The 11471-nt window shown below is 73.5% G+C and carries 11 protein-coding genes; all 11 read left to right on the top strand.

Annotated features, from left to right (window positions below; translation table 11 throughout):
• The first annotated feature begins 1 nt into the window (after nucleotide 1).
• The 11 genes from AB0B66_RS08185 (at nucleotide 2) to AB0B66_RS08235 (ending at nucleotide 11314) form a co-directional block, all read left to right on the top strand.
• Complete coding sequence (locus tag AB0B66_RS08185) at nucleotides 2–364, top strand: cupin domain-containing protein (RefSeq protein WP_360524783.1); 363 nt, start codon at nucleotides 2–4, stop codon at nucleotides 362–364.
• Nucleotides 361–1842: a class I adenylate-forming enzyme family protein gene (locus tag AB0B66_RS08190; protein ID WP_360524786.1), complete on the top strand. Its 1482-nt coding sequence runs from the start codon at nucleotides 361–363 to the stop codon at nucleotides 1840–1842. The genes AB0B66_RS08185 and AB0B66_RS08190 overlap by 4 nt, the downstream gene beginning before the upstream one ends.
• Complete coding sequence (locus AB0B66_RS08195) at nucleotides 1839–3119, top strand: type III PLP-dependent enzyme (RefSeq protein ID WP_360524789.1); 1281 nt, start codon at nucleotides 1839–1841, stop codon at nucleotides 3117–3119. Before AB0B66_RS08190 ends, AB0B66_RS08195 begins: the two co-directional genes overlap by 4 nt.
• Nucleotides 3116–4714 (top strand): hypothetical protein, encoded by a 1599-nt coding sequence (locus AB0B66_RS08200; RefSeq protein WP_360524792.1) that lies wholly within the window; start codon nucleotides 3116–3118, stop codon nucleotides 4712–4714. Before AB0B66_RS08195 ends, AB0B66_RS08200 begins: the two co-directional genes overlap by 4 nt.
• A gap of 52 nt (nucleotides 4715–4766) precedes the next feature.
• On the top strand, nucleotides 4767–5711 hold the full coding sequence (locus AB0B66_RS08205; RefSeq protein ID WP_360524795.1) for an ABC transporter ATP-binding protein: 945 nt from the start codon (nucleotides 4767–4769) through the stop codon (nucleotides 5709–5711).
• The gene (locus AB0B66_RS08210; RefSeq protein WP_360524798.1) at nucleotides 5708–6445 is read left to right on the top strand and encodes a hypothetical protein; all 738 of its coding nucleotides are present in this window, start codon (nucleotides 5708–5710) and stop codon (nucleotides 6443–6445) included. Before AB0B66_RS08205 ends, AB0B66_RS08210 begins: the two co-directional genes overlap by 4 nt.
• A 1-nt stretch (nucleotide 6446) precedes the next feature.
• Nucleotides 6447–7187, top strand: coding sequence for an ABC transporter permease (locus AB0B66_RS08215; RefSeq protein WP_360524801.1), 741 nt, complete (start codon nucleotides 6447–6449; stop codon nucleotides 7185–7187).
• A gap of 64 nt (nucleotides 7188–7251) precedes the next feature.
• Complete coding sequence (locus AB0B66_RS08220) at nucleotides 7252–7431, top strand: hypothetical protein (RefSeq protein WP_360524804.1); 180 nt, start codon at nucleotides 7252–7254, stop codon at nucleotides 7429–7431.
• A gap of 62 nt (nucleotides 7432–7493) precedes the next feature.
• Nucleotides 7494–8573 carry a nucleotidyltransferase domain-containing protein gene (locus AB0B66_RS08225; RefSeq protein WP_360524807.1) on the top strand — a complete coding sequence of 360 codons (1080 nt, stop codon included), beginning with the start codon at nucleotides 7494–7496 and terminating at the stop codon, nucleotides 8571–8573.
• Nucleotides 8570–9964: a TldD/PmbA family protein gene (locus AB0B66_RS08230; protein WP_360524810.1), complete on the top strand. Its 1395-nt coding sequence runs from the start codon at nucleotides 8570–8572 to the stop codon at nucleotides 9962–9964. Before AB0B66_RS08225 ends, AB0B66_RS08230 begins: the two co-directional genes overlap by 4 nt.
• Nucleotides 9965–11314, top strand: coding sequence for a hypothetical protein (locus AB0B66_RS08235; RefSeq protein ID WP_360524813.1), 1350 nt, complete (start codon nucleotides 9965–9967; stop codon nucleotides 11312–11314). It abuts the gene before it with no gap.
• Nucleotides 11315–11471 lie beyond the last annotated feature (157 nt).

The following is an 11471-nucleotide window of genomic DNA, read 5'->3' on the forward strand; positions in this document are numbered from 1 at the left end:
CGTGGAGAACACGACCCCCGCACCCCGGCGCTCCCCCGGCGGGCTGCGCCGGTTCAGCCGGCCGCTGGCGGCCGGGGTGACGCTGGACGACCTGGTCCTGCCCCGCGCCGTCACGCAGTCGATGCCGTTCACCCTCAACACCGCGACGGTGGTCGTCGGCGCGGAACTGCCGCTGCACTCGCACTCCCAGCACGAGATCTGGGTGATCACCGCGGGGAGCGGGCGGCTGGACCGGGGGACGGAGACGTTCGACATCGGCGAGGGCGACGTGATCCTGTTCGAGTCGCAGACGCAGCACCATCTCACCAACACCGGCCAGGTGGATCTGCAGCTGGTCTCCGTCTACTGGGACCCGGCCCGATGAGTGCGACCGACAGCGTGCACGGGCTGCTCGACGCCGCGGCCGCACGCCACCCGGACCGCCCGGCGGTCATGACCACCGAGGCGAGTCTCAGCTACGGCGAGCTGGCGGCGTGCAGCAGGCGGATCGCCGCCGTGCTGCACGGGCGCGGCGTACGGACCGGTGACCGGGTGCTGCTGCTGGGGCACAACGGTCACGCGCTGGTCGCCGCGATCCACGCGGTCTCCCGCCTGGGTGCGGCATTCGTGGTCGTGTCCACCACGGTGCGCCCGTTCCAGCTGCGGCACATGCTCGCCGACGCCGGACCGGCGGCGGTCCTGGCCGACGCGGAGTTCCACCAGCTGCTGGCCGAGGCGGGCAACACCGCCCCGGTCGTGACCCTGGTGGCGGCGGCCGGCGCGGCGGAGGCCGACTTCCCGCAGGCGCCCGCCGACGCGGGGCGCACGGCCGCGCTGATCTACACCTCGGGCAGCACGGCAATGCCGAAGGCCGTCGTGAGCACCCACGCGAATATCGGGTTCGCCACCCGGGCGATCCAGCAGCGGCTCCAGTTGCGCCCGGACGACGTCGTCGGCTGCTTCCTGCCGCTGGCCTTCGACTACGGCCTCTACCAGGTGTTCCTGGCCTGCTCGGCCGGTGCCACGCTGACGCTGGGCACGATGGCCGACGTCGGCCCCGGGCTGCTGCGCCGGATGCATCAGTGGGGCGTGACGGTCCTGCCCGCGGTGCCGTCGATCCTGTCGGTCCTGCTGAGCCTGCTGCGGCGCGGGCCGTCGGGCGTGCCGCCGCTGCGGGCGCTGACCAACACCGGCGCCCACCTGCCTGCGGGTCACGTCGAGCAGCTGCGGGCGCTGCTGCCCGGCATCGCCGTGTATCCGATGTTCGGGCTGACCGAGTGCAAGCGGGTGTCGATCCTGCTTCCCGGGGAGACCCCGGCCCGGCCGGACTCGGTCGGCCGCCCACTCGACGGCACCCGCTGCGAGATCGTTGATGAGGACGGCCGGGTGCTGCCGCCGCACGCCGTCGGGCAGCTGGTGGTGTACGGGCCGCACGTGATGGCGGGGTACTGGCGGGCGCCGGAGCTGACCGCGCGGCGCTTCGGCACCGGCCCCGGCGGTGAGCCGGCCCTGTTCACCGGCGACCTGTGCGCCATGGACGAGCACGGGTTCCTGTACTTCCACGGCCGCCAGGACGACATCTACAAGCACCGCGGCTTCCGGGTCAGCACGGTCGAGGTGGAGGCGGCGGCCCTGGACATCGCCGGGATCGACGCCGCGGCCGTCGTCCCGCACGGCGGCGACGGGCCGGTCCTGTACGTCACCGGCGAGCACGACGCGGCCCACGTCCTGGCGCAGCTGCGTACCCGCCTGGACGACTACAAGGTGCCGGTCGCGGTGCGGGTGGTGGAGCAGTTGCCGGTCACCGGCAACGGCAAGGTCGACCGGCGGGCCCTGCACGAGGCCGGGGAGCCTGCCCGATGACAGCACCTGTGGACTGGAGCAGACTCGTCGCGGAGTACGGCAGCCCGCTGTACGCCTACGACCTCGGCGGGGTGCGTGACGCGCACGCGGCGCTGGCCGCGGCGCTGCCCGCGCAGGCGGGGATCCTGTACTCGCTCAAGGCCAACCCGCACCCGGGCATCGTCGCGCAGCTGCGGCGGCTCGGCTGCGGGGCGGAGGTGTCCTCCCGCTCCGAACTGGTCACGGCGCTGGACGCGGGCATCGACGCGGCCGACATCGTCTACACCGGACCGGGCAAGTCCGCGGCCGAGGTCGGGCAGGCCCTGCGCACCGGAGCCCGGCTGTTCTCAGTGGACTCGGCGGCGCAGCTGGACACGCTGCGCGAGGTCGCGTCCGGCCTGTGTGTGGACGTGTCGGTGCTGCTGCGGGTCAACCCGGACCGCAGCAGCACCGGGGCGAGCCTGGCGATGACCGGGGTCGCGTCGCCGTTCGGCGTCGACGCACGCCTGCTGCTGGCGCAGCCGCACCGGTTCGCCCCGTCGGCCGGATGCGACGTCGTCGGTCTGCACTTCTACCTGGGCAGCAACCTGCCATCGCGGGAGGCGCTGGGACGGCAGTTCGCCGAGTCCATCGAACTGGCCGCCGAGCTGTGCCGGGCGCTGGGCGTCCGGCCGCGGATCCTGGACCTCGGCGGCGGCTTTCCCCGTTCATACCTGGTCCCGGAGCCGCCCGTCGACCTGGCCGGGCTCGGCGAGGTGGTCGACGATGCGCTGGCCGCGGCGTTTTCGGGGCCTGCGCAGCAGCGGCCGCGGCTGCTGTTCGAGTCCGGCCGATACCTGGTGGGGGCCGCCGGGTGGCTGGTCGCGACCGCCGTCGACGTCAAGGTGTCGCGGGACAGGACGTTCGCGGTGCTCGACTCCGGCATCAACCACCTCGGCGGAATGTCGGGTTTGGGTCGGCTGCCGCGTATCCGGCCCGAGGTGACCAGGGTAGGCGATCCGACCGCCGAACCGCGCCCGACCGATGTCGTCGGGCCGCTGTGCACGCCGCTGGACTTCTGGACCCGCAGCAGCCCGATCGGGGTGCGCGCCGGAGACCACGTCGTGGTGCCCAACGCGGGCGCGTACGGGCTGACCGCCAGCCTGCTGGCGTTCCTGGGCCGGGACTGCCCGGCGGAGGTCGTGCTCGACCACGGGCAGGTGGTCGACGCGTCCCGCCTGATCTACGAACGCCGCCCCATCCCCGCCACCACCGACCGGCACCTCGCCGGGCGACCGCAGGAGACCGGTGCCGCATGACGACGACATCCCCGAACCGGGTCGCCGCCCCGGCCGACCCGGCCGCGATCGGCGCCGACGCGTGCGTGGCGCAGCTGCGCGAGACCGGTCTGCTGCCCGCCGACACCCTCGCCGTGCTGCTGGTCGGCTCCGCCGCGCTCGGCTGGGCGAACGAGGGCAGCGACTACAACCTGTACGTCGTCTCCGCCGGACCGTGGACGCCCGGTGAGGGTCCGGGCAAGTATGCGCCGCTGACCCCGCCGGTGATCCCGACCCGGGCAGTGTCCAGCGGCGACCGGACCTGGCAGCTGAAGTACTGGTCGCAAGGGCAGATCGACCAGGTCCTGGACAAGGTCGCCAGGGCCGTCGCGGATGGGCCGCCGTCGGGCACCCCGCTGGCCGAGATCGAGGAGCTGTTCCTGGAGCGGCTGCTCACCGGCGTGAGCGTGCTCGGCGGGGACTGGCTGGCCCGGCACCGCGACCGGGTGTCGCGCGGCGGCTTCCAGGCCGCCACCGTGGCCCGGTCGCTGGCCGACGCCGCGGCCGACGCCGGGCGGACGCGGCGGCGGCTGGCCGCGGGGCAGACCGAGGCGGCGGTGCTGGCCGCGCGGCTGGCGTTCGACGCCACCGTCGACGCGCTGCTGGAGAGCCACGGCGACTACGGCGTGTACGTCCCGAAGTGGCGGGCCCGGCGGATGCGGCAGGTCGCGCCCGCGGAGCTGCCCTTCGACACGTACTGGACCTGGGAGACCATGTCCGGTCTCGACCGGGACCGGCCCGAGGCATGGGTGGTCGACGCGCTGGCGCTGTGCGACCGGATCGCCGCGGCGATCGCCGCCCGCATCCCGACCTCGCCCGCCGTGGCGCCGCGGCACGCGCCGGTTCCCGCGGGGGCCGCGGTGCTGCACGCCGGTCCGGCGGTGCGCGGCTGGACCGAGGGCGACGAGGACTCCTACCAGTACGTCATCGGCGCGGACCCCGGCGACGCCGCCGAACCGACCGGACCGCATCCGGTCGCGACCGGGGTCGCCGCCCCCGGCCGGTGGCACTGGTCGGCATCCGCGGTCGACCGGCTCCTGGCCCGGGTCGGCGCCGAGCAGTTCGCCTCCGGCGCGGCCCGCAAGCCGCTGCGCAAACACGAGGAACTGCTCCTCGAACACCTGATCACCGGCACCGCCGTCGCGGGCGGCGACTGGCTCGACCAGCGGCGCGCCACCGCCCGCGACAGCGCCTTCGGTAGCTTCGCGACCAGCCGCTCGCTCGGCGACGGGCTCGCCGCCTGGGAGGACGCGACCGGGCAGCTGGCCGCCAGTGACGTGCACAGCGCGGTGCTGTCGGCCCGCAAGACGTTCGACCACGCCGTCGACGCGCTGCTGGAACGCGACGGCGTCTACGGCGCGCACCTGCCGCACTGGCGGGAGCAGCGGTTCCGGGCGGCCGCGCCCGCAGAACTCACTGCGGAGCGGTACTGGGCGGTGGAGACCATGGCCGGGCTCGACCCGGCCGACCCGGGGCCGTGGGTGCGGCAGGTGACCGAGCTGTCGCGCGACCTGCTGGCCGCGCACCCGGACGCCGTGACCCGGATGGCGACCCGCGGCCCGCGCCGTGGCTGGTGACAGTGGCACCCGACCTCTACTGCCAGACAGCCCCATCGAAAGGACGGACCACATGAGCACAGGAGCGGGCATCGAGACCCGGGCGCTGCGGCGCGAATTCAAGGACCGGCAGGGCCGCACCCGGACCGCGGTCGTCGGCCTCGACCTGGTGGTCCGGCCCGGCGAGGTGGTGTCCATCCTGGGACCCAACGGCGCCGGCAAGACCACCAGCGTCCGCATGCTCACCGGGCAGCTGCTGCCCACCTCCGGTGAGGCGTACGTCGGCGGGTTCGACGTCGTGCGCGAGCGCCGCCGCGCCGCCCTGGCGTGCGGGGCGAGCCTGGGCGGCGACAGCGGCCTGTACCCGCGGCTGACCGCGGCGCAGAACCTGAGCTTCTTCGGCCTGATGTACGGGCTGTCCGGGGCGGCGCTCAAGCAGCGGGTCCCGCAGATCCTGGCTCTGGTCGACCTCTCGGGCCGCGCCGGTGACCTGGTCGGCACGTTCTCCCGCGGCATGAAGCAGCGGGTGCACCTGGCCCGGGCGCTGCTGCACGACCCGCCGGTGCTGATCCTCGACGAGCCGTCGGCGGGCCTGGACCCGCAGTCGGCGGCGTCGATGCGGCGTCTGGTGAAGGGGCTGGCCACCGACGGGCGCAGCGTGCTGCTCACCACCCACGACATGCGCGAGGCCGAGGAGCTGAGCAGCCAGGTCGTGCTCATGAAGGACGGCGCGGTCCACTCCGCGGCCACCCCCGCCCAGCTTCGGGTACGCGCGGCGGACCGGCTCGGGCACACCGTCGAGATCGTCTGGAACGATGATCGGGGCGGGCCCGACACCGACACCTGCCCGGGCCTGATCGCGGTCACGCACGAGGGCGGCGCGACCCGGCTGCGGGTGCGTGACGGCGCGGCGGCCGTGCAGTGGGCGCTGGAGCGCTTCGGCGACGAGGCCGCGAACGTGTCGGTCACCTCGCCGACGCTGGAGGAGGTCTTCCTCGAGATGGTGGACCACCGATGAGGACCAGGACCGCGCTGCGCGCGGCCGTGGACCAGTTGCGCATGCACGGCACCAGCCCCATGTCGCTGCTGTCGGGAGTGGTGCTGCCCTGCGTGTACGCGTACATCCTGCACAGCTACCGGGGCGGGCGCACCGATGCGGAACTGGCGGTGGGCATCGCCGGGCTGGGCGTGCTCGACGCCCTGGTGATCCTGGTGCTCATCGGGCTGCTGGCGGAGAAGAAGTCCAAGACCCTGCCGTCGGCGCTGAGCAGCCCCGCCGGTCTGGCACCGGTCATCCTGGGCCGGCTGCTGGGCATGGGCCTGCAGTCGCTGTTCTCCATCCCCGGCACGTTCGTGTTCCTGCTGCTGATGTTCGGCCTGGAGCCGGGCTTCGACTGGACCCGGTGGATCGTCGGCACGCTGGCGCTGGCCGTGGCCACCACCTCGGTCGTGGGGCTGCTCGGCTATGTCGTGCTGCGCTTCCCGTTCTCCCCCGGCATGACCAACGGGCTGGTCAGCCTCGTGCTGTGGATGAGCGCGCTGCTGGTGCCGGTGACGGCACTGCCGCTGGTGCTGCGGGTCCCGGCCTGGGTGCTGCCGCAGAGTCACATCATGGCCTGGGTACGCGGCGACGGCGGCGACCACCTGGCCATCGCCGCGGCGCTGACCGCGGTGTCGGCCGCCGCGATCGTCGGCAGCATCCGGCTGCTGGAACGCGCCGTGCGGCGCCACGCCCTGCTGCTGGAGGCCTGAGGTGCGCGACTTCTTGCACGGCGCCGTGCTGTCCTACAAGGCGCTGTTCACGTGGCTGAACCCGCTGGGCTACCTCAGCTCCCGGATCGTGCGCCCGATCGGCCTGACGATCGCGTTCGCCGCCACCAGCTCCCACTACGGCGTGCCGGTAGGCCCGACGCTGGTCGGCACGAGCCTGCTGGCCGGTGCGCACGCGGTCATCTACGGCATGGCGCTGTCGGTCGGCAACGAGCACAACTTCGGCACCATGCCGACGTGGCTGGCCTCGCCGCAGAACATCCTCGGCGCGATCTGCCAGCGGGCGGTGCCGCACGTCTTCGATGGCTTCGTCAGCGCGATGCTGACCTACCTCGTGTGCGCGCTGCTGTTCGGCGACCTGTTCCTGCCGGTCCCGGCGTTCACGCTACTGCTGCTGCTGGCCCTGCTGAGCTCGTTCGGGGTCGGTCTGGTCGTCGGCGGCGTCAACCTGCGGGTACGCGACCAGTTCGTGTGGCCGAACATCGCGGTGCTGGCCATGATGCTGTTCGCCGGTGTGCTGATCACCGCCGAGCGGCTGCCGTCACTGCTGCGGCCGCTGGCGGACGCGTTCCCGCTCAGCCATCTGATGGCCGCGGTCCGCACCGGCTCGCTGACCGACCACCTCGCGACCGCCCTTCTCGGCGAGCTGGCCGTCGCCGCCGCGTGGGCCGCCGCCGGGACGGCGACGGTCCTCCTCAGCTTGCGCCACCGCACACCCGACTGAGCGGCGGCCGCACGCCCCTCGTCCGGCCGGGCGAGGTCCGCAACCAGATCCGAGGGAGGTGAGCATGGAAGACATCAAGGAGTTCGGCGACATCGAGGCTGAGGTCGCCGGCCAGGTCGAGGCGGCGGCCGCTGTCGCCGCGGTGGACGCGGCTGACGCCGTCGACGCGGTCGACGCGGTCGACGCGGTGGACGCGGTCGACGCGGTCGACGCCGTGGACGCGGTCGACGCCGTCGACGCGTAAGCAACGTCTCCGGGGGCACGGTCGTCACGGCCGTGCCCCCTCCAGCGAAAAGGATCACTGTGATGACATACCGCGAAGAGAAACTGAAGACGGCGCTCGCCAACGCCGAGGCCCTCATTGACGACGCCCGCGCTGACTCGGTGTATCTCGGCGGCAGCCTGACGGCCGGGCTGGGCAGCCCCACCAGCGACGTCGACGTTTTCGTGCTCACCACCGACACCGAAGCCCAGAGCGGTGTCGCCCGGCAGTTCAAGGTGGACACCGAGCGCATCGACCTGGAGACCTACACCGTCGCGTGGGTGGACTCGCTGCTGGACAAGGTCGGGCAGTGGGAGAGCAACCGGCAACGGCTGCGCCACAACGCGCTCAACGCGACGGAACTGGATTTCCTGCTGCGCCTGCGCCAGATCCAGGTGATCAAGAACTCGGCTAACCTCGACCGGATCCTGGCGCGGCTGGCCGAGCACGACGACCGCCTGCGGCAGATGGCCCTGTCGACGTGGGCGCTGTCGTGCAACGGCTGGCTGTCGGACTTCAAGGGTGCGCTGCTCGACAACGACGGCGAGTCTGCCGGGCTGATCGGCCAGAGCGTGCTGGTGTGCGTCGGCAAGGCGGCGGCCGCCGCGGCCGGTGACCTGTACTACGGCCTGAAGTGGGTGCACCAGCAGTTGCACCGTTCGATCGGTGACGCCTTCCCACACGAGGTGTTCCGGCATTGGCAGCGGGGAGGCTGGGCCACCGAGCCCGCCACCGCCGACGGCCTGGACTTCCTCGTCTTCCAGCAGACGGTCGGTGCGGCCGCGCAGCTGCTCGGCTGGAACGGCCCCGCCGTCAAGGAATGGCCGTTCTGGGAGACCGGCACCGGCCAGTACCGGCGCAACCCGCAGTACAACACCATCCACCTGACCGAGGGCGTCCTGCTCAACTACGAGCTGCAGCGCCAGCTCGTGGTCAAGCCGGACGTGGCCCTGGTCTGGGCCCTGAGCAACGGACGCGACGAGGACGAGATCGTCGACGCCGCCGTCGCCCTCGGCCCGCACGTGTGCCTTCCTGGCGAGGACCCGCTCGGCGGCGACCGGGCGCGCGAGCTGCTGGCCCTGCTGGAGCGCCGCGGACTGGTGTCGAAGGACCTGTTCCGGTGACCCCGGCAGCGGACCCCGGCGCCGCCGCGCAGGACCTGCTGGCGGTGGCCGACCACTGGTGTACGGAAGCGACCCGCCTCGGTGTCGAGTACGTGCAGGTGTTCGTCGAGGCCGCTGCCGACCTGCGATTCGACTGCATGGTCCGGGACGGGGCCGCCCGCACGTCCGGCTCCACAACGAACCGGCGTGCCGGTGTCGGTGTGCTGGTGCGGCACCGCGACTCGTGGTGGTACGGCTCTGCCCCGCTCACCGAGGCCGCGACGCTGGCCGACCAGATGTCCACCATCGCGGGGCTGGGCCGGCCGCACACCCCGCCCGCACCGGCTCCGCTGCCCTTCTCCCACGGGCCGTCACCATGGCCGCAGGCGTTGGCGACCGGCGCCGCCGAGCAGTGGTGCGCGGCACCGGAGCAGGTCCGGGTGACTCTGACGCAGGACTTCTTCCAGCGCTGGCGCGCGGTGGCCGACTCCCGCGGGATCCGGCAGCTCACCGCGAACCTGGGCAGCCGGCAGCGCTGCGCCGCCGTCGTCACCGGACCCGGCTCCACCGCCCGGGCCTTCACCCGGCTCAGCAGCCCCGCGTGGACCCCGCAGACGCCCACGTCGGACCTGGTCGCATCGGCCGGGCACCTCACCCGCGACGCCGTCGCCCGCGCCCGCGCACTGCTGCCCGCCCGCCCGGCCGGGCACCGCCGGACCCCCGTCGTGCTCGCCCCGAAGGTCGGCGCGGCACTGCTGCACGAACTGATCGGGCACGCCCTGGAGGCCGACAACCACGCCAAACTCGCCGCCCGCCCGACCGGCTTCGGCGACACGACGGTGTGCAAGGCGCCGCTGCGGCTGGTCGACGACCCGACGGTCCCCGACGGGGCGGGCAGCACACCCGTCGACGACGACGGCACACCCGCATCGGCCACCACGCTGGTCGACGACGGCGTCATCGCCGGGGAGCTGACCAGCATGCGCGCCGTCTACCCCGACGCCGAGCCGTCGACCGGCAACGGCCGCCGGGAGGACTACACGAAGGCGGCGCTGCCTCGCGCCACCAACACCGTGGTGCTGCCCGGCCCCGACCGGCCGGAAGACCTGTGCGCGGTGCCGCGCGAAGGGCTGCTTTACGTCGCCTCGCTCAGCTCCGCCGAGACCGTCGCCACCCGCGACGAGTTCTGCTTCTCCGCCGGTGAGGCGTATTACCTGACCCCCGCCGGGGAACGGATGCCGCTGCGCGACGTCAACCTGTTCGGCGACACCAGGGAAACGCTGCGGCGGCTCGTCGGCATCGCCGACGACGTCGAGGGCGACAACGCCACCTGCGGCAAGCAGGGCCAGCAGGTCCTCATCGGCCTGCACTCGCCCACCATGCGCTTCGCCGAACTGGACTGGTGGTGCTGAATGGACGAGCTGCTCGACGCCGGCCGTGCCGCCGCCGCGGCGGCGTGCGCCCTGGCCGCCGACGGCGAGACCGTCGAGGTACGGGCCACCGGCCTGGCCCGCCGCAAGCACAAGGTCACCGGGGGCGGCGTCCGCTCCTCGGCGACCGTGACCGCCCACGGCCCGTACGGGCTGCGGCTGGCCCGCGACGGCCGCGAGGCGCACCTGCTGACCGACACCCTGTCCGAGCCGGTCGTGCGGCAGGCGTTCGACGACCTGCGCGAGATCGTCCCGCACGCGCGGCGTTACCACGACCGTGCTGCCCGGCATCCCGACGGCGGCTGGTCCGACGACCACCACCTCGACCGGCGACTGCACGAGCCCGAACAGCCGCTGGCCGGGTTCTGGCGGGACGCCCAGGCCGCGGCGGCGACCGTCGGCGAGCGCCTGCGCGTCGACCTCACCGTCATGGACTGCCTCGTCACCGTGGAACGGCACACCGAGTCGTTCACCGGCTCGGACCGGGTCCCGGTCGAGTTCACGTACTCGCGGGTCGAGGCCCGGCTGCTGGTCCAGGTGCGCGTGGGGCAGCGCCAGGTCCGGCTCTGGACGGCCTGGAACACCAACCGTCTCGCCGACGTGCCACTGGACCACACGCTGGCCGACGCCGGGCTGCGGGGCGCGGCCATGCTCGCCGGAGTCTCATCGGCGCAGCCCGGCGGGCCGCTGCTGCTCACGCCGCACACCGGTGCGGCGTTGCTGAAGGTGCTGGCCCATGACCTGTTCGCCGACCCCCGGGGCCGTCGGCTGGAGCGCGAGCCGGGCTGGGTGCCGGTCGACGACGCCCGCGCGCCGGGTGGCCAGCACTGCCGCCCCATCGACCACGAGGGCACGTACACCGGCGCGACCGTGCTGCTGGATCCGTCGGGAGCGTCCGTGCCGCTCACCGTCCGGGCCGCCGAACCCGGTGGCGCGCTGACCGGCAACGCGTACATGTTCCGGGGCTTCGGGGCGCCCGAGCCGCAGCCGACGAACGTCCGGCTGCAGCGCGTCACCGACGGGGAGGACGACCTCGGCCCGTACGGCTTCACGGGGCTGCTCGGCGTGGGCCTGCGCGGGGAGGGGACGCAGCGGTTCCGCAGCGGGGAGCTGCTCCGGTTCCGGATCGACACGGTGGTGGTGCGTGACGGGACGGTGGTCGACCGCGCCGACCAGCTGCTCGTGATCGCCACCGCCGCCGATCTGGTGACCGCGATCAGCGCGGCCACGCCGACCGGCGGCTACGCCCCGTGGCGGGACTTCTCGAGCAGCTGCTCATGGATCGCGCTGGACGGCCTCGCCGCGGCGGCGGTCGGCACGCCCTCACGGTGACGCGGCACCGGCCGGGGAGGGGCCGCCGAGCGGCCTTCCCCGGCCGGACGAGCGCCCGAAACGCTCCACGAGCCGCGTCCCGGACGGGGTCGTCGAAGAGCGCGCCTGCGTGCTGGTCCCCAGCGTCCTTGCCGACGCGGACTTCATCGTGACCACG

It is taken from the genome of Catellatospora sp. NPDC049111, assembly GCF_040648615.1.
GTDB classification, from domain to species: domain Bacteria; phylum Actinomycetota; class Actinomycetes; order Mycobacteriales; family Micromonosporaceae; genus Catellatospora; species Catellatospora aurea.